Source organism: Rosenbergiella gaditana, assembly GCF_018494065.1.
Lineage (GTDB): Bacteria > Pseudomonadota > Gammaproteobacteria > Enterobacterales > Enterobacteriaceae > Rosenbergiella > Rosenbergiella gaditana.
This window is the reverse complement of record NZ_JABBFR010000014.1, coordinates 70,602-89,416: the sequence shown is the minus strand read 5'-3', so window position 1 is coordinate 89,416 and position 18,815 is coordinate 70,602. Positions and strand designations below refer to the sequence as shown.

Genomic DNA, 18,815 nt, shown 5'->3' with positions numbered 1-18,815 from the left:
AGTCGGTGGAGTTGCATGATAAGGTCATCGGGTACTACCTCACGATAAAGCACTATCAATAAATTGGAGTCATTACCAGCATCTTGGTCATAATATTTTAAGGAATCAAATTTGCTCTCATTAACGAGTGTATGCATTGATTTTTTTGTGATAGAAAGTCGGTACCATTCATTTGTGTTGATTAACATCACTCCAGAATTGAAATAGCCTTTGAAACCGAGCTGGGTCCCAAATAATTCATCAGCTTCAATGATGTTCTTGGCGCCAGGATCGCTTACAGCTGCTACAGTGTACCGACTTACATCTAAATTAACTAAGTAGCTAATATCACCGTTACAGAATACGTCAGAGTCTAAGTAAAGGATTTTGCTAACCTTGCCATAGAAGTAGTCGGCTATCATCAATCGAAAATAGATAGCGTGGTTCCATGTTTTGTTTGTGGGAAGCGTTTTAATAAAATCTGTGTTTACATTATATATATTTATAGTAGTTTTATGTTTTTTGCATACTTGGGATAACTTATCTAAATTTTCGCGTGAAATATCATCAGTAAATATATGGAATTTGAGTTTTCTATCATTATTATTAATGATAACTGATTCGATTGAAACACCAGCGCCAAACATAAATTTATCGTCTGCACCATAGGCGATATTCAACTCTTCTCCACCTTCCAACGATGAAAATTCGACCTTACTTTTGACTAAATCATGACCAAAGAACATTTAAAAGCCCAAATATAAACATAATGAAGAATAATCTTATATTAGGAGTTTGTAAGTTACTATAGGGATTTTGTTAAGATGATAGTCTGTATATGCCATATTTTATAGTGCTGGGCCACTTGTGTAGCATTCGGCGCTGAAAACGACCTTCGTAGTGGGCTGACCGATCTCGCATCGGCAGTTAATCATCTCTGAACGGTGAATTTATGCCGTGGTCCCCTATTGGTATTAGGATGCTCCATTACCCGCCTATGCGCACACCGACTTTGGGGGGTTAACTCTGTTGTGACAAGATAAAAATGGTGGCCTACAAGTTTGGGATCACGAATGTACTGAGCGGTGACAGGCTACACCGATGCCAAGACGTTTTACCTTGAATCTCGAGGAGATGATTGCTGGCTGGACCCATGACCACTTTATATTGACGTTGCATCGGGTTATCAGCACTCGTGGGTTTGCGCGTTACATCATACCCTTCTGCTACAATATTTGGCGCCTAGTGAAGAGAGAAAATACCCACCCGCCACGGTGATCGAGGACAGTCTCAAAAATAGGTAAAAAACTACGGCTAACCGATTATTGGGAGAGTTTCTCACTCGTAATCTCTGACCGGTAGGGCGATTTTTCTTACGTGTTGACGTGATTTGCTACACTACTGAGTAAGTACATTTAGGAGGTCACATGTGGCACCAGAAAACCATTACCTTAACTGAAAAGCGCCGTGGATTTCATCTGGTCACCGATGAGATTTTGCGAGCAATACCTGAAATATCTAGCCTGTCTGCCGGTCAACTGCAGCTATTTCTGCAACACACGTCGGCATCGTTGACGCTGAATGAAAATTGTGATGCAACAGTACGCGCGGATATGGAACAACATTTTCTGCGTTCAGTTCCCGATAATGCTGATTATCAACATGATTATGAGGGGGCTGATGATATGCCTGCGCATATCAAATCATCGTTATTAGGCGTTTCTTTATTATTGCCGATCTCTCGAGGAAAAGTGATGTTGGGGACATGGCAAGGAATATGGCTTGGGGAGCATCGTATTCATGGCGGTAGTCGTAAAATTATCGCCACATTACAAGGTGAGATCTAACGAAAATACCGTTCCCTCAGGGAGGGAACGGTAAGTAATGACTTACTTTCTCAATGAGTTATTGTCGATAACGAAGCGGTACTTCACATCGCTTTTCAACATACGTTCATAGGCTTCATTAATTTGGTCGATATTGATTAACTCAATATCCGCAGTGATATTGTGCTCGCCACAAAAGTCGAGCATCTCTTGTGTTTCCGCTATGCTACCAATAAGTGATCCACCCACAGTCCGGCGTTTAAACACTAATTCTGCCACGCTCGGTGCCGGGTGGTCGTGCTCTGGAACGCCGACTAACGCTAAGTGTCCATCACGTTTAAGTAAACGGATAAATTGCGTTAAATCGTGTTGTGCCGCAACGGTATTGAGGATCAAATCAAAGCTATTGACCTGTGTTTCCATCTGCTCAGCATCTTTAGAAATGATGACTTCGTCAGCGCCTAAGCGCTTTCCATCCTCAATTTTAGAGGCGGATGTGGTAAATAACACAACCTTCGCGCCCATAGCATGGGCTAACTTAACGCCCATATGCCCTAAGCCGCCTAAGCCGACAATGCCAACTTTCTGACCTGGACCCACTTTCCAATGGCGTAGTGGCGAATAAGTGGTAACGCCAGCACAAAGTAACGGTGCCACGCCGGCAGGATCTAAGTTTTCAGGCACTTTTAGCACAAAGTCTTGGTCAACCACGATATCCGTAGCATAGCCGCCGTAAGTGATCGCTTCGGAATGGCGGTCATTACTGTTGTAGGTTGCCACGAAACCATTTTCACAGTAGTTTTCAGCACCTTCCTCACAGCTTGAGCAGGTCCGGCAGGAGTCGACCATACAACCCACTCCGACTAAATCCCCTTGTTTGAATTTTGTCGCTGAAGTGCCTGCATCGACGATACGGCCAACAACTTCGTGGCCTGGAACGATTGGATATAACGTATTTTTCCACTCATTGCGCGCCATATGCAGATCAGAGTGACAAACACCGCAGTAGAGAATCTCAATCTTGACGTCGTTATCGCGCACTTCCCTTGAAGAATATTCAAAAGGGGTTAGGGGGGATTTTTCATCCTGTGCTGCATAAGCATGAATTTCTGCCATGATAACTCCTCATAGTTAGAACAAAATTGCCCAGAATATCTGGGCGTTTAGGTTTATTTGGCGAGTAGAGGTTTAAGGAAGCGTGCAGTATGCGATTGCTCACATTCCGCTACAGTCTCAGGCGATCCTGCAATCAGGATTTCACCTCCGCCACTTCCTCCTTCGGGCCCCAGATCGACAATCCAATCTGCGGTTTTGACCACGTCCAAATTATGCTCGATCACGACAATAGTATTACCTTGATCGCGTAACTGATGTAACACAACCAATAGCTGTTGAATGTCCGCAAAGTGTAGGCCTGTCGTCGGTTCATCGAGAATATACAATGTCTGGCCAGTCCCGCGTTTAGAGAGCTCGCGTGACAGTTTAACCCGCTGTGCTTCCCCTCCAGATAAGGTCGTTGCTGATTGCCCTAAACGAATGTAGGAAAGTCCTACACTGATTAAGGTTTGCAGCTTGCGTGCCAGTGCGGGCACAGCCTCGAAAAAGTCTTTAGCTTCTTCGATAGTCATCTCCAGCACTTCGTGGATATTTTTCCCTTTATATTTGATTTCCAAGGTCTCACGGTTATAGCGCTTACCTTGGCACTGATCGCAGGGAACATAGACATCTGGAAGGAAGTGCATCTCAACTTTAATTACGCCATCGCCTTGGCAAGCCTCACAACGACCGCCTTTAACGTTAAAACTGAAGCGACCAGGGGTGTAGCCCCGTGAACGCGCTTCGGGCACTCCAGCAAACAGTTCCCTTACCGGCGTAAAGATACCGGTATAGGTTGCAGGGTTCGACCGCGGGGTTCGTCCGATAGGGCTTTGGTCGATATCAATCACCTTATCAAAATGTTCGAGACCATTAACCTCATGATACGGTGCCGGTTCAGCAATAGTTGCGCCATTCAGTTGACGTTGGGCTATGGGGAATAAGGTATCGTTGATTAAGGTCGATTTACCGGATCCAGATACCCCAGTTACACAGGTAAATAATCCTACCGGAAGCGAAAGCGTGACATTTTTTAAGTTATTACCGCGAGCACCCGCGATGCGTAACATTTTTTCAGGATCGGCTTTAACGCGGTTTTTAGGAACTTCGATGGCTTTCTTACCGCTAAGGTATTGGCCTGTTAACGAATCTTCGTTGGCCATGATCTGCTCAACATTCCCCTCCGCGACCACAGAACCGCCATGCACTCCGGCACCGGGACCGATATCGATCACGTGATCGGCAGCGCGAATCGCATCTTCATCGTGCTCCACCACGATCACGGTATTACCCAAGTCACGTAAATGGATCAGCGTACTCAGTAGGCGCTCATTGTCGCGTTGGTGTAAGCCAATAGAAGGCTCATCCAGCACATACATCACGCCCACTAGCCCCGCACCTATCTGGCTGGCAAGACGGATTCGTTGCGCCTCGCCACCGGATAAGGTATCCGCTGAACGCGACAGTGATAAGTAGTTCAGACCAACATTGACCAGAAAGCCGAGCCGCTCTCGGATCTCTTTAAGAATTTTTTCTGCAATCTGTGCTTTTTGACCATTTAGCGCCAACTGCTCAAAAAAGTCGCTCGCGTGACCAATACTCATTTCTGAAATTTCTGGCAGCGTGTTCTCGGCAACAAACACGTTGCGTGCTTCTTCTTTTAACCGCGTTCCGTGGCAGCTGCTACAGGCACAGTTACTGATGAACTTTGCTAACTCTTCACGAACCGCATTCGATTCCGTCTCTTTATAGCGTCGCTCCATATTGTGGAGGACGCCTTCAAACGCGTGGCGTCGAACCGAGGTATCGCCTCGATCGTTCACATAATTAAATTCGATATTGGTTTTTCCGGAACCATACAGAATGACTTTTTGCGTCTCTGTACTTAAAGATTCGAAAGGGGCTTCAATATCAAATTTATAGTGTTCGCTTAGTGAACGTAACATCTGATAATAATAGAAATTGCGGCGATCCCAGCCGCGAATGGCACCATTTGCGAGGGAGATTTCGCGGTTCTGGATGACACGCTCAGGATCAAAATATTGTTGTACGCCAAGTCCGTCACACGTCTGACAAGCCCCTGCTGGGTTATTAAACGAGAACAAGCGCGGCTCAAGCTCGCGCATACTGTAGCCACAAACAGGACAAGCAAAATTGGCGGAGAAGAGTAGCTCTTCCGCTTTACTATCGTCCATATCGGCGACAATAGCGGTGCCCCCAGACAAGGCGAGGGTGGTTTCAAAGGATTCCGCTAAGCGAGTACCGATATCATCACGGACTTTAAAGCGATCTACCACGACTTCAATGCTGTGCTTTTTCTGTAGTTCAAGCTTAGGCGGATCAGACAGATCACAAACCTCTCCGTCGATCCGAGCACGGATATAACCTTGGGCCGCGAGGCTCTCTAGGGTTTTGACATGCTCTCCCTTACGATCTTTCACTACCGGTGCGAGCAACATTAATCGTTGTCCTTCAGGTTGTTTCAGAACCTGATCAACCATCTGGCTAACGGTTTGTGCCGCGAGAGGTTGATGATGCGTAGGACAGCGAGGTTCACCGACTCGCGCAAAAAGTAAGCGCAAATAGTCATGAATTTCGGTAATAGTCCCCACGGTGGAGCGTGGATTATGTGAGGTGGACTTTTGCTCTATAGAAATGGCAGGAGATAACCCCTCAATATGATCGACATCGGGTTTCTCCATCAACGAGAGAAACTGCCGAGCATAAGCCGATAACGATTCGACATAGCGCCGCTGCCCTTCGGCGTAAAGGGTATCAAAGGCCAGCGAGGATTTACCTGATCCAGAAAGACCAGTGACGACCACTAGCTTGTCACGGGGGATGGTGAGGTTGATGTTTTTTAAATTATGGGTTCGTGCACCCCGTACTTCGATCTTATCCATTCACATTTCCCAATTTGATTGCCTATACGCTGAGATGACATCGCTCTGCATCGATTTCAAGCAGACTCTATAGTATGGCACAAAAAATAACCTGAATAAATATCCAGTACTTTTTGCTATAATGATTGCCTTTGTGCGCTTGCTCTAAACTACCCAACTTAAGCAGTGACGTGCTATCATCCGTTAGATAGTATCTGTATAATTTTTCATCAGGAGAGAGTGCAATGGCCAGTCGCGGCGTAAACAAAGTGATTCTTGTCGGTAATTTGGGTCAAGATCCAGAAGTCCGGTATATGCCAAATGGAGGAGCTGTGACAAACATTACACTGGCAACCTCTGAAAGCTGGCGTGATAAGCAAACCGGTGAAAATAAAGAAATCACTGAATGGCACCGTGTTGTGTTGTTCGGTAAGTTAGCGGAAGTTGCTGGTGAATACCTGCGTAAAGGTTCTCAAGTTTATATTGAAGGCCAACTCCGTACGCGCAAATGGCAAGATCAAGGTGGCCAAGATCGCTACACCACCGAAGTCGTGGTCAATGTCGGTGGTACAATGCAAATGCTAGGTGGACGTCAAGGTAATAACGCTCCTCAAGGCGGCGGTGCGCCAAACAATAATAATGGTTGGGGTCAACCACAGCAGCCTCAATCTTCTGGCGCGCAATTTAGCGGTGGCGGACAGGCTCCGCAATCACCTAAAGCTCCAGCCGGCGGTAATGAGCCACCAATGGATTTCGATGACGATATCCCGTTCTAAGATGTGATAACGCTGTGTCTGCCTACCCCCGTGATGACGGGGGTTTTTTTATGGTAATTTTATTGTAATGGCTAAAGGTTTTGGATACCAATAGCGATATCGGTCTATAATTAAATATTATTAACCATTAATTATAAATAATTATTACATAATGCTAGTTTGATTTTTAGGAGGCGTAATCATTGACTCCCACGCTGGTTTATTTTGTAGTAGTAATCAGAATAATTATTGGAATTATCGCTAGGCATATTGTCACGGTATTTTCTGATGATGAATACTTGGTATTATTGGTGGGTTTGATAAAGTAGGTCACGTATTCAATATATAGATCCGGTTATTGTACGTAATACTCACGCTCGACGAACGTACCGATGACCTTATCGTGCCTTTCTGCTGATTTTGAGTACCCGACAGTCTTGCGATTGAGTCGTGTTAACCGGTTACGAAGATTCAGGTTTTCTCGCTCAATGCCTTGCGTGTAAAGCTTGCCTGTGATGTGATTTTTACTGGGCAACAGTTCATAAGCGCTGATGTTATCTGTACACCATAAGGCAACATTGAAGCCCGACAGTCACCCCTGTAATTTATGCAGCGTCTTTTTACTCCGGTCCCCGAAAGCATGGGCAATAATGCGTTTGAGACGAGGCACCCCTGCATACCACCGCCAGCGCTGTTGCTTCTTATTGTCAACAAATGACCACATTTCATCAACTTCACAGATAAGCTGAATCTGGAGATTATCCAGTAGGAGTGTGGTTACACATCGCGGCGAGAGTTTTTTAAGGTACGAACAACGGCATTGATACTGATATGTAGCGTTCGAGCGGTGTCACGAATGCGCGCATTGTTCATTGCAAAAGCGACAATCTGTTCTTTCATTTAGGGCTGACAGGTGCGATAGCGCTGATGCCCGGTTTTACCCTGACCCTGTTTTTTTAACGGATTCGGTCTGCTCACAAACAGGGCATTTCACGTCAACGTTAGCCATCAAATGCACTCTGCAAAAAGAGTGATTTTATAACATGATTAACGCTTTGGATACTTGACCGTATTAAGGTATGAAAAATAGGGCAGGTATACAGCGTGAACTTAATAAACGAATAATAAACTCTATCGAGTTCAGAATAACTGCTCAAAGAATAATAACGTTAAATCGAATCCCGTTTATAGGAAGTGGATCTTTCTTTAACATGAAAATAAGCTGCGAAATGCTGTTATTTCTTCACGGTGAGGTATTCATAATGTTTAACTATGTATTAAATTAGATAATTACGCCGATAAACACTGTAACCTGTAATGATAAATATTTTATCAGTCCAATTCACCATCGCCCACAGATTCAACTGACTTTTAGTGCTTAGTATACCTCTTAGCGCATAACCCCCACTCTCGTCCTATTCTGCCGCGCTTTCGCTTCCAATCTTATCAAAAAAAGTTAACAATCAATCTCCTTAATGGTTAATGGAGTAACGGTTGTGTGGCAGCGTTATCTATGGAAAAGGCCTCTGATCGTATTACTGGCTGGGTTACTCACCGGTTGCACACTCTCGCCTGCTATCCCGGTCTTTGGGGCGACTTTTCCCGCATGGCTTTTTTGTAGCGTGGCGGGAGCATTTTTACTGATCCCGACCCATCTCTTGCTGGCTCGACGAGGCTGGCTACGCCCATTTTCCCCGCTGGTCATTAGTTATTTGGCCTTAATGTTTATCTATGCCGCCATCATATGGCTACTTTTGTTTATGGGTTGAGTCATCATGACAACATCGAATACAGCCTTTATCCGACATAAATGGCCATTATTGTTGGTCGTCTGTTTGGCAATCGCGGCCTTGATCGGCGTTATTGCCTACTTACAAACTTCTCCACAGACCAATGATGCTTATGTCTATGCTAGCACCATTGATGTCGTACCGGAGGTCAGTGGTCAGATTATTGAGATGCCAATTCAGGATAATCAGCGGGTCAAAAAAGGCGATCTACTATTTAAAATTGATGATCGACAATACCGTGCGATGTTATTAGATGCCCAGTCACGATTAGCGGCTTTAGATGCCCAAATTCACCTGACAGCGCGTACAGTCAAAGCCCAAGAATACAATGCGCAATCTGTTACTGCGGCGGTGGCGAGAGCGCAAGCCTTGGTGCAGCAAACTACCTCATCGCGTCAGCGGTTAGAACCGTTAGTTCCGCAAGGCTTTGCCTCGCAAGAGGAACTGGACCAAGCACGTACTGCTGAAAAAGCAGCGAGGGCAGAGCTCAACGCGACCTTACTTCAAGCCAAACAAGCGACGGCAGCCGTATCGGGGGTGGATACCCTCGTAGCCCAGCGCGAGGGCGCACTCGCGCAAATTGCGTTAGCTACGCTTAACCTTGAACGCACGGAAGTGAGGGCCCCGTTTTCTGGGACTGTGGTGGCATTAAAAACCACCACGGGCCAATTTGCTTCGGCCATCAAGCCAATATTCACGCTGATTGATAGCGATCATTGGTATGTGGTGGCGAACTTTAGAGAGACTGACCTCAACGATATTGTTCCTGGAACGCCAGCGACGATTCGTGTGATGACTAATCATCATCGCACCTTTTCAGGACGCGTCGACTCCGTGGGTGCAGGCGTTCTTGCCAGTGGCGATAGCGTTATTGAAGGCTTACCGGTAATACAAAAAAGTATTAATTGGGTGCACGTCTCACAACGCTTTCCAGTAAAAATTGCGGTGACTGATGCGGACCCTAGCTTATTTCGCTTAGGGGCTTCAGCGAGTGCCACCTTACAATTAGGGCCATCCCAGCCATGATCACTCGGCAGTGGATGGCGCAAGCACGACAGGTCTCCAGTGAACGTTGTCACACTGCGCTGCGGCTCACGCTCTCGTGCCTGTTGTTGACCTTACTCTTTCTTAGCTTACAGTTACCTTTTTTAGCCGTTGCTATCATCGTCGTATTTTATGTTACACAAAAAAATGTTGTTCTCACCGCAGGAATTGGACTGGGCTTTATTGTCGTTGCGCTGCTCGCACTAGGGGAGATGTTACTGATCATTAAGGTTACCTACGATTACCCCTTAATCCGGTTGGTCACCTCGCTATTCCTGTTTTTTTGGGCGATGTTTTTTATGCGGGTTTTGGGAAAACTGGGCTTAGCCTTTTTTGTTGTCGGCTTGGTGCTCATCTACGCACAAACTTTTCCTTCAATGACCGGTGAGAGCGAAGTTATAGTCCGACTTATCCTATGGTTATGGACGTCGATGGTAGTCGCTATAGGGGTTATAGTGTTAGTGAATGCTTGCTTCGTTCAGGCATATCCTCACTACCAGTTTGGGCAGCAGGTTGCAGATCTTTACGAGCAAGCGGCCGACAGGCTACAGACTGCACCGGCTATTGAAGGGCATGTCGGCATCATCATTGCTGAACATCTCAGCCAGAGACAAACTCTATTTAAACTCGCTTGCTTAACGAACGGTCGCTTTAAACAACAAAAAGAAAGTTGGTGCTCACTATCAAATATGGCCATGAGATGTGTTGAGCTAGCAGAAGCTTATCGGCTTAATCCTACCAAAAATGATTCGTACAGTGCGCAGGCGCTCGCGCACTGTTTTCGGCAGCTTGCTGAGCAAGCTCGTCAGCGACAATTACCAACGCCTCTAGGTTTGGAGATAACCCCCGCAGAGCCAATATTAATTGAAATAAGTGAGCTTTATCATCAGTTTGCCAGCGGACAGGCTATCGTGCCGCCGCCCGGTCATAGCGAAAAGCCGCCACTGATGGCAGCCGACGCTTGGCGTAATCCGATTTATTTACAGTTTGCCCTGAAGACCTTACTCGCTAGCCTCATCTGTTACCTGTTTTATACTGCGACAGCCTGGCAAGGTGTGCATACCATCATGCTGAGTTGTGTCATCGTTGCGCAACCGGGTTTAGGGGCGACTTATCAAAAGGCGATCTTACGGATTACGGGGGCGCTTTGCGCGGCGGGAGCCGCTGTGCTGTGTATGGTCTTTATCCAGCCGCATCTCGACACGGTTGTCGGATTACTGCTGATGTGCTTGCCGATTTTCGCGCTCTCTGCTTGGCTGGCTGCAGGGACAGAACGTGTTGCTTATGCAGGCATTCAGCTAGGGTTCACTTTTGCGCTACTTTTTCTGTCCGGATTTGGACCGATGAGTAATCTGACGGAATTACGTGACCGAATGATTGGAATTGTACTGGGCGTCATCGTCGCCTCAATTGTCTATCTCTATTTATGGCCAGATAGCGATGCCCCACGGCTGCGACGCGGGATGGCTAACCTTTATCGGCAATTATCGCACTATTTTGCTCAGCCAGCGCAAAATGCTACGCCGTTACCGATTTACCAATGTGTGCAGCAGGTTGAAGAACTGGCGAATCGGCTTTGTGCAGAACCACTGGCCAGCACAACCCTTCCCTACCGCTATGCCGCGCAGTGGCCGATTAACGAAAGTGTAGCGCTTGCACAACAGCTAGCAATACTTGCGACGGGTTATCACCGTTGTGCAGGCAGTGATGATCGTTATCTTGCTTATGCGGCAACCTGGTTAGGGGCTTATGCGAGCCATCTAGCAGAAGAGGGAGAGTACCCGCTAGAGGCGTTCCCCCATCCTGATAGGCACAACCCCTATGCCACGGCACTGGATAAAGATTTACGTCGTCTTGCAGTTTGGCCCTCCACAGCTCTTCAAACAACACAGGAAGTCAATGATGGCACTTAAAAAAGGGTTCTCGTTAACGCTTGGCGGGATGCTGCTCAGTGGGTATGCCTTAATCCATGATGAACCCGCACAGGTGTCACAGTTACCGGCGCAGCAGGCGCAATTATCACAGGTTATTCATCTCGCTAACAGCCAGTGGCCACAAGCTCGCTGGTGGGAGGCTTATCATGATCCCCAGTTATCGAGTTTGATTATTCTCGGTTTGGCCAATTCCCCAACCCTCCAAGCAGCTAAATTGCGTATTCAACAGTCGCAGTCATCAGTTGAAGTCGCTCAATCGACACTAGGGGTACAAGCAACGGCAATTGCCGCACAGAACCATATGCGAGTCACTGATCGGCAAACGACGTGGCCTTATTCGATCTCTTTACCGACAGACAAACGTGGCCCGTGGTACACCCTCAGTACGGTAGGGGTGGGAGCGGATCTGAATATCGATTTATGGGGAGCGAATCGCGCAGGGGTTGTTGCCGCAATGGGCGAGCAAAATGCTCAGCTGGCTGAGACCGCAGGGATACAGTTAGATTTAGCATCGAGTATTGCGCAGCTCTATTTTTCTCTCCAAGCCAATTACCGACGCGTTGCGTTATTAAAACAGCAGGAAGCGATTGCAGCATTTTCTCTAAAAGCTCATCAGCAGCGTGCCGCGCGCGGTATTGAAGACCAGGTCAACATCGCCTCCGCGCAATCTGAGTGGTTTAGCGCTCAGCAACAGCTTGTCGCTGCGCAGACTAATATCGTGCGTGACCGAGAAACACTACGGGCCCTCACGGGAATGACCGGACAGCAACCACTGGTGATTGCAGAGCAACCTTGGCCACAGCTTCAGCAAAGTTTACCCGCTTCACTCTCTTTCGATTTGCTGGCGCGCAGACCCGATTTGCAAGCGATGAGTCACACGGTGCAGGCCTCGTTAAGTCGAGTGGATGCGGCGAAAGCGGCGTTCTATCCGCATGTTGATATCAAAGCTTTTTGGGGCTACAACGCACTGAGTATTGGCGACTTATTTAAAAGCGCTTTTCAACAATTCAATATACTGCCAGGGCTTTATTTATCGCTTTTTGATGGCGGACGGTTAAATGCGGCGCTACGCTCGACGCGTACGGCCAGTAATATCCTTATCAAACAGTACAATCAGGCAGTGTTAAATGCCGTAAGGGATGTGGCGATCACCTCGCAGCAACTGAATAACCTCAATCAACAAGTTTTGCTGCAGCAACAGAAAGTTACCGCCGCACAGTTAACGACGGATAGTGTGCAAGCGCATTATCAACGGGGATTGACCAGTCTTTATCTGGCACAAGAAGCGAGACGCACCACCTTAATGCAGCAATTATTATTAATTGATCTTCGTGCCCAGCAATTAAGTAGTGACCTATTGTTAATCAAGGCACTAGGTGGGGGGTATCGCGCTGATCAACCCGTTATCTAAAAGGGTAAACCTTAAGCATGCCCTTGGCTGACATAACGTCGCCAAGGGAACGCTAACCATTATTAACAGGTCTGTACGGGTCCAATTAAGCGGCGTAATAACGGGATTAATAGCGCAAGGATTAATGCGGTTAACCCAGAGGCTATCGCCAGCACGATAAACAGATGGCTGTATCCTGGATTAGTCAACAGAGGGGTGGACCCTTGTGCCGTGGGCATCGCTTGCGATAAATATCCGGCAAGGATGGAAGCAATACCGGAAATCATCATCCAGGATCCCATCAGTAAGCCTTGGTATTGCTGCGGAGCCAGACGCCCAATCATGGCGTAGCCAATCGGGGAGATCAGCAGTTCACCGATGCTTTGTAGCAAATAACTCCAAAATATCCACTGAAAATCGACTAAGCCATTAGAGGCTGCAAGCTTAATACCGATAGGAAGCACTAACATACCTCCTCCCATAAACAGCAGAGATGCCGCAAATTGACTTGGGATATCGATAACCATTCCGCGTGAACGTAGGCGTTTAAAGAGTAAGGCGAGCAGTGGCCCCCCCAATACAATCACCAGGGTGTTAATATTCTGAATCCACTGTGGGGCGATGTGCCAGCCAAAGAGTTGCAAATTAAGATTATTTTCGGCGAATAACATTAAGCCCATGGGGGCGAGTTGATACAAAGACCAAAAAACCAGTGAGCCAAGGGTGAGGAGTAGATAGGCGATCATCCTGGAGCGTTCTGCCGAGACCTTATGCCGCCCTGTAATAATACCAAGTGCAATAAGTACTATTGTGCCTAACCCTAAAACGAAGTAACTACTTACTTCTGAGTGAGTTAGCATAACCTTAACGACTGGTAGGAGCAGCAACAGGATAATACAGCCAATCCCCAGTCGTTGTAACATCGCAGGCCGTGAGGCCTGGCTTAGTGGCGTATTGAGATCGTGTAAATGACGCCAGAAAATAGCGGTGAGTACGATGGCGATAAGGTTACCGAGGGTAGCAAATAAAAATAGTGCATGATAATTAAGGCTTAATTGAAAATAACCGGCGGCCGTAAAACCCATAAAAAGCCGAGATTCATTCCGGCATAATTCCAGAGAAACGCTGATTCGCGGCGTGGATCATTGGGGGTAAAGCGTTGAGTCAGCATCATGTTAATACAGGTAATATTCAGGCCACTGCCGGTTAAAAATAGCGCCAGTCCCCAATACAATCCGTCAATATTGGCACTAGACAGCAGATAACAGCCTATGACCTGCAACACCATACCAATCACAAACAGATTACGGTTACTTAAGAACCGCCCGCCAAGATAACCGCCGAACAGATGCAGACCATAATTAAACGCGCCAAAAATACCCATAATGGCGTTGGCAGAGTGTTCACTGAAGCCCAATTTTTTGGTGGCGTAGAGCACAAGTGAAGAATAGAGTACTGCAAACCCCATGGTGGAAAATATCTGTACGAAGCAAAGAATATTCGCTCCAGCAATTTTATTCTGTTTTTGAAGTGTAACGTCCAACCTAACCCCTTAACGCTGTTTTAGTTAGTGCAAAAAGCTGATAAGGAAAATTGCCAGTTTTTAATAGTTCAAACAACTGTTAATAGGGTAAAAAACCTAATAATTGACATGTTATAGGCGCTTTTACTGTAATTTTTTATTACCGTAGCTAAAAAAGTGAGGAGTATCTATGCAATATATTCTTACCCCAAATCTCAATGTAACCGACCAACAAGAGTTATTTGTCGGGTTACGCCGCTACAACCACACTTTTTTACCTCCCCAAGAGGTGGGGCATTTCGGCGTCTATTGCCGAGATGAGCAAGGCGTCATGTTAGGTGGCCTCAATGCCTCAATCAAAGGACAGTGGTTGTGTATCGATTATCTTTGGGTGGATGAGACGGTGAGAGGGAAAGGTGTTGGCGGGCGGTTAATGCAGCAAGCTGAAAACCACGCTAAGCGTCAAGGGTGCCAATCAAGCCTGGTCGATACTTTTAGCTTTCAAGCCCCGCTTTTCTATACGAAGCTCGGTTATCAGACAGTAATGACGCTGGATGACTTTCCCAAAGCAGGAATGCAGCGCCATTACTTGCGCAAAGCCTTGGTCGATCAAGAGACCTGTAGCGATTGATAACTGATCATGACATGGCGTTGATAAGCCGGTCGTTGGGTTAAACGGTGGTAGTACTCCTCAAGGGCGGGAAAGGTGCGTACGCCGATCCCTAATTGATAATAACGATAGAGCAGATGACCCAATTGAATATCAGCCAAGCTAAAGTGTTCACTCGCTAAATAGGGGAATTGGGTAAGCTGCTGCTCGGCGCTCGACTTCACATCGAGCAAAAATCTCAATTGTTATACTTTTCATTGAACGTAATGAATTTAACATAAGCCCTTTACGCGCACCCACGTAGAGGGGAGTGATACCTAGTCAGCTCTGCCAGTTAATCATCTCATCAAGACCTGACAGTAATGCAGGGAAGTAGCTTTGATCAAGGTAAAAAGTGTCAGAAACCCTAACACTCTCTGCATGATCCTCTGGTCTCAAAAGCAAATTTACCTCAACTTGCTCAGGGTGATTTTTTATGAAAGAAAGGTTCATCTTTCTTTCCAGACTATCCAAAATCACAGGAGATATTTCACTTATAGAAATCATACTTTGGTAGATATTTGCAATCCCGCTTTTTAATTCCATAATCTCATAAACGGTAAGTGCAGTTTTAAACTGTGTTTTCAACTCAGGTATGGAAAATTCAATCCATAGGTTTATCCAGTCATCATTATCAGGGTTAGTCTCTCTTTCGTAAGGTGTTATTTTTAATGTTCTGGTACCGCAAATTAGTTCGATCATAACTCACCTGCTCACTTGTATAGAAAGTGGCTAATTGTCCAATTTTTCTCTCTGACGATAACTTCCAACATGTATTTTTTATAGGTGTAAGTTTTATTTACCTTATTCTCTACAAGTCTATACATCTCAGTTTCATAACGAAAATATCCTATTTTTTTCTGCGGATCTGGCATCCTACGACCATAGCGAATAGCTTTTTCCTGAAGCTGCAAAGGCACATAGCGTCCGGGATTATGCATATGCTTTGCTGCAGTTTCTGTCATTTTAAGGTTACGGGCGGATAGACCCATTTTTAACCGACCACGCAGGAAGGTGACGGTGCTCTGGCTTAGTTTTACGGTAATAGCCGCTCTGGCCCCGCTTTGTAATAATGACCTTCCCGCCATGAAAACGCGAAATACACCGGCTGCTAGTAACGCAATATCAAGTGGATCAATCAGTAGTGATCCCAGTGGGGCTTCTTCAAGTATGACAAAATTGCCTTCGGCATAATGTCTCCTTACGCACACCGCTCAAACGCTCTAGAAACGATTCTAGGGTGTAATTCCTAATCCCACGTCTTACTCCCTTAAAACGCCTCACAATCTCTGAGATGAATTCTGAACCTATGAATCGTTATGCATCCAACAGACTGGCGACGTATTTCACTGTTTTATTAATGAAATGTCCAATTGAATGATTTCGTATTTAACGAACCTAATACGCTAATTCCTTAAATAATCTTATAAGGAAATCAAAAGGTGAATAAAATATATCTACTTATTATTAATTTAATTATATTTACAGAGCTGATGGAGGGGCTCATAAAAGAGCTGTCTCATCTAGGGGATTTGAGAATAAAATTTTTACGGTTGTAGTCAAGGTTTAACTCCCCGATGCACCACATCACCGCTTGAACATTTGAAGAGGTTTCTCTTCCCCATATTTGCACCATATTTAGCCTCCTGAGCTATAGCCTTTTTACGCATTATCTCTTAACGTAGAAGCTTCGAGGCATGAGGTAAAGGAAAAGTAATGATCATATTGAGTGGTTTTTTACGTTGTCGCACACCTGAAGAGTCCCAGATTGTGAGCCACTATCTCCCCGCACATCAACAGCTATCACGGGCTGAAGTCGGTTGTTTAACGTTTTCGGTGACACAAACCTCAGATCCCTTGGTATGGTGTGTAGAAGAGTCATTTAGGGATAAACATGCTTTTGACGTCCATCAACAGCGTGTGGCTGCATCGGAGTGGGGCGGTAAAACGGGTGGTATCGTTCGAGACTACACCATTAGTGAGGGCTAAAAGAATGCAAGATGCGCTATTGATCATTGATATGCAGCAATTTGTGCAGCAACGCTTCGATCAAGGTATCGATGCATATTCCCATCATGCGGTAGAGAAGGGGCTTTCTTTACTCAAGGCTTACCGACACAGCCAGCGGCCGATTATTCATATCTATCACCACGATCAGGATAGTTGTGGTGCCCTACACCCCGACCATTCGGCAGCCTTACCGCTTGAAGGTTTCCAACCCTTACCTAACGAAAAATTTTTTATTAAACACGGCTCTTCCGCCTTCAGTCATACAGGACTTTATGAGCACCTAACAGCACAGGGTATCTCACACCTCACCGTGATCGGCGCTGTTGCGGGATTTTGCGTGAATTCAACGGTACGCGCGGCGGCTGATTTAGGGTTGAGTGTGACGCTCATTGAAGACGCGGTGTTAAGCTTCGAACTCGAAGGAACGCCGTATCACGCTGAATTATTGTGGAAAACCACGCTAGCCTTACTTGCTGCGGACTTTGCTGAGGTGAACACCCTCGCGCAATGGTGGAGTAAAAATGAAAATAGTCTGGAGTAGTACCTTTACCGGGAGTCGTGCTTGGGACGCGCTCGATATTGCTAATTTTGACGGGACGTCTGTTCGATTGCATTGGACAAACCAACCCTATCAATGGCATATCAACGACGGCCAAGAGGTCTTTACGGTTCTGCAAGGTTGTGTCGAGATGTTCTACCGCATTGCTGGGGAAGAGAAGTCGGTAGTCTTACAGGTAGGCGATATTTTTTATGCCAGTGTAGGAACTGAACACGTCGCCCATCCCCGTGGGGAGGCCAGAATTTTAGTAATAGAAAAAGCCGGTTCAGTCTAAATTATTGAGTAAAACCCTAAAATATGAGGTAAAGATTCGCAAAGTAGCGGGATTTCTGGCATTCGCTCTGGCAGAATTACGATAACTACACTACCGAGGACAACTTTTTTCCGCAATGATGAGAAGCAACCCTGCGGATAAATTGTAATTTTATGCGTATGCCGATCCAAAAAGAAGGATTCTTTTTTTCGACTGTTCTATCTCCTTTCCCTAGCTCTGCGAGTGATCAACACTGGCGCTCGGCGCTTTAGCTCCACTCTTCCTGATCGTTTTTCTCTTATATCTCTCACTCTATTTTGGTGCAGAGCACTTATGCCATGATTTGGAAGAATCACCATGTTTTATTGGATGCTATTAGTACTCGCTATTATTTTTGAAGTTACTGGGACATTATCGATGAAGTGGTCCGCTCTAAGTGGGTCCGCCAGTGGTTTTTACATCATGTTATTCATGATCGGCTGCTCTTATCTCTCTTTATCGATCGCGATAAAAAAGATCGCGTTAGGTGTCGCCTACGCAATGTGGGAAGGGGTGGGAATTATCCTTATCTCACTGTTTAGTTTATGGTTATTTGATGAATCATTATCAGCCGGTAAACTATTTGGCTTAGCCTTATTGATCCTAGGGATCGCTTTGATCAAAATTGGGACACGATCGGCGGATCCTGAAAAAGAAGAGGTGATGCAATGATTGATCTCCTATTTGAATGGCAGCATAGCTTATGGTTGCTGCTGGCGGTGATCGTAGAAATTATCGCTAACGTCTTGCTCAAACTTTCCAATGGATTTGAAAAAAAAGCTTATGGGATACTGTCGCTCATCGCGGTGTTAGCGGCGTTTAGTGCGCTGGGACAAGCGGTGAAGGGGATCGACTTGGCTGTGGCTTATGCCCTATGGGGGGGAATGGGGTTACTCGCTACCATCACTTTTGGCTGGATTTTATTTGGGCAACGGCTTAATTGGATCGGTGGTGTGGGGATCATTTTGCTATTGATCGGGATGACTATTATTAAATTAGCCTAACGTTATATCAGCTGTTCCATTGGTGATTTCATTCACAGGCAAACAAAAAACTTGTCAATAACGCGATAATGAAGGAGTCTAGAC

18 protein-coding genes and 3 pseudogenes are annotated in these 18,815 nt (G+C 46.0%); 12 read left to right on the top strand and 9 right to left on the bottom strand.

Annotation, left to right across the window (positions count from 1 at the left end):
• On the bottom strand, window positions 1-725 hold a 725-nt coding region (locus tag HH682_RS11235; RefSeq protein WP_214237638.1), incomplete at its 3' end, for a glycosyltransferase.
• Window positions 726-1,406: 681 nt separating this feature from the next.
• Here HH682_RS11235 and HH682_RS11230 point away from each other — a divergent pair.
• On the top strand, window positions 1,407-1,826 hold the full coding sequence (locus tag HH682_RS11230) for a secondary thiamine-phosphate synthase enzyme YjbQ (protein WP_214237637.1): 420 nt from the start codon (window positions 1,407-1,409) through the stop codon (window positions 1,824-1,826).
• Window positions 1,827-1,868: 42 nt separating this feature from the next.
• On the opposite strand, the gene HH682_RS11225 is transcribed toward HH682_RS11230, so the two are convergent.
• Window positions 1,869-2,921 carry an NAD(P)-dependent alcohol dehydrogenase gene (locus tag HH682_RS11225; protein WP_214237636.1) on the bottom strand — a complete coding sequence of 351 codons (1,053 nt, stop codon included), beginning with the start codon at window positions 2,919-2,921 and terminating at the stop codon, window positions 1,869-1,871.
• Between the two features lie 53 nt (window positions 2,922-2,974).
• Window positions 2,975-5,803: an excinuclease ABC subunit UvrA gene (gene uvrA, locus HH682_RS11220; protein ID WP_214237635.1), complete on the bottom strand. Its 2,829-nt coding sequence runs from the start codon at window positions 5,801-5,803 to the stop codon at window positions 2,975-2,977.
• Between the two features lie 224 nt (window positions 5,804-6,027).
• On the opposite strand from uvrA, the gene HH682_RS11215 reads away from it, so the two are divergent.
• A complete protein-coding gene (locus HH682_RS11215; RefSeq protein ID WP_099825125.1) occupies window positions 6,028-6,558 on the top strand; it encodes a single-stranded DNA-binding protein in 531 nt (176 codons plus the stop codon).
• 334 nt (window positions 6,559-6,892) lie between these two features.
• Here HH682_RS11215 and HH682_RS11210 read toward each other — a convergent pair.
• Window positions 6,893-7,546, bottom strand: a pseudogene (locus HH682_RS11210) (IS1 family transposase).
• 487 nt (window positions 7,547-8,033) lie between these two features.
• On the opposite strand from HH682_RS11210, the gene HH682_RS11205 reads away from it, so the two are divergent.
• From HH682_RS11205 to HH682_RS11190, 4 genes are read left to right on the top strand one after another with little or no spacing between them, the layout of a single operon-like run.
• Window positions 8,034-8,306: a YtcA family lipoprotein gene (locus HH682_RS11205; RefSeq protein WP_338049339.1), complete on the top strand. Its 273-nt coding sequence runs from the start codon at window positions 8,034-8,036 to the stop codon at window positions 8,304-8,306.
• 6 nt (window positions 8,307-8,312) lie between these two features.
• Window positions 8,313-9,353 (top strand): multidrug transporter subunit MdtN, encoded by a 1,041-nt coding sequence (mdtN, locus tag HH682_RS11200; protein ID WP_214237633.1) that lies wholly within the window; start codon window positions 8,313-8,315, stop codon window positions 9,351-9,353.
• Window positions 9,350-11,284 (top strand): FUSC family protein, encoded by a 1,935-nt coding sequence (locus tag HH682_RS11195; RefSeq protein WP_214237632.1) that lies wholly within the window; start codon window positions 9,350-9,352, stop codon window positions 11,282-11,284. Before mdtN ends, HH682_RS11195 begins: the two co-directional genes overlap by 4 nt.
• On the top strand, window positions 11,271-12,716 hold the full coding sequence (locus tag HH682_RS11190; protein WP_214237631.1) for an MdtP family multidrug efflux transporter outer membrane subunit: 1,446 nt from the start codon (window positions 11,271-11,273) through the stop codon (window positions 12,714-12,716). Before HH682_RS11195 ends, HH682_RS11190 begins: the two co-directional genes overlap by 14 nt.
• A gap of 62 nt (window positions 12,717-12,778) precedes the next feature.
• Here the strand turns inward: HH682_RS11190 and HH682_RS11185 are convergent.
• Window positions 12,779-14,238: pseudogene (locus HH682_RS11185) on the bottom strand (peptide MFS transporter).
• 169 nt (window positions 14,239-14,407) lie between these two features.
• Between HH682_RS11185 and HH682_RS11180 the strand changes: the two are divergent.
• Window positions 14,408-14,848 carry a GNAT family N-acetyltransferase gene (locus tag HH682_RS11180; protein ID WP_214237630.1) on the top strand — a complete coding sequence of 147 codons (441 nt, stop codon included), beginning with the start codon at window positions 14,408-14,410 and terminating at the stop codon, window positions 14,846-14,848.
• On the opposite strand, the gene HH682_RS11175 is transcribed toward HH682_RS11180, so the two are convergent.
• From HH682_RS11175 to HH682_RS11160, 4 genes and pseudogenes are all read right to left on the bottom strand, one after another.
• Window positions 14,827-15,069 (bottom strand): glutathione binding-like protein, encoded by a 243-nt coding sequence (locus HH682_RS11175; RefSeq protein WP_214237629.1) that lies wholly within the window; start codon window positions 15,067-15,069, stop codon window positions 14,827-14,829. The genes HH682_RS11180 and HH682_RS11175 overlap by 22 nt on opposite strands.
• Before the next feature lie 79 nt (window positions 15,070-15,148).
• Window positions 15,149-15,568, bottom strand: coding sequence for a WapI family immunity protein (locus HH682_RS11170; protein ID WP_214237628.1), 420 nt, complete (start codon window positions 15,566-15,568; stop codon window positions 15,149-15,151).
• A gap of 11 nt (window positions 15,569-15,579) precedes the next feature.
• Window positions 15,580-16,077, bottom strand: a complete 498-nt coding sequence (locus HH682_RS11165) for a hypothetical protein (RefSeq protein ID WP_214237627.1) — start codon at window positions 16,075-16,077, stop codon at window positions 15,580-15,582.
• A 338-nt stretch (window positions 16,078-16,415) separates the two neighbouring features.
• Window positions 16,416-16,502, bottom strand: a pseudogene (locus HH682_RS11160) (thioredoxin domain-containing protein); the annotation flags it as partial.
• A gap of 80 nt (window positions 16,503-16,582) precedes the next feature.
• On the opposite strand from HH682_RS11160, the gene HH682_RS11155 reads away from it, so the two are divergent.
• From HH682_RS11155 to mdtI, 5 genes are all read left to right on the top strand, one after another.
• Window positions 16,583-16,855, top strand: coding sequence for a putative quinol monooxygenase (locus HH682_RS11155; protein WP_214237626.1), 273 nt, complete (start codon window positions 16,583-16,585; stop codon window positions 16,853-16,855).
• A 4-nt stretch (window positions 16,856-16,859) separates the two neighbouring features.
• Window positions 16,860-17,417, top strand: coding sequence for an isochorismatase family protein (locus HH682_RS11150; protein ID WP_214237625.1), 558 nt, complete (start codon window positions 16,860-16,862; stop codon window positions 17,415-17,417).
• Entirely contained in the window at window positions 17,398-17,709 is a 312-nt protein-coding gene (locus tag HH682_RS11145) for a cupin domain-containing protein (protein WP_214237624.1), read from the top strand. Before HH682_RS11150 ends, HH682_RS11145 begins: the two co-directional genes overlap by 20 nt.
• Before the next feature lie 336 nt (window positions 17,710-18,045).
• Entirely contained in the window at window positions 18,046-18,399 is a 354-nt protein-coding gene (gene mdtJ, locus HH682_RS11140; RefSeq protein ID WP_214237623.1) for a multidrug/spermidine efflux SMR transporter subunit MdtJ, read from the top strand.
• Window positions 18,396-18,731: a multidrug/spermidine efflux SMR transporter subunit MdtI gene (mdtI, locus tag HH682_RS11135; protein ID WP_214237622.1), complete on the top strand. Its 336-nt coding sequence runs from the start codon at window positions 18,396-18,398 to the stop codon at window positions 18,729-18,731. Before mdtJ ends, mdtI begins: the two co-directional genes overlap by 4 nt.
• The last annotated feature ends 84 nt before the right edge of the window (window positions 18,732-18,815 follow it).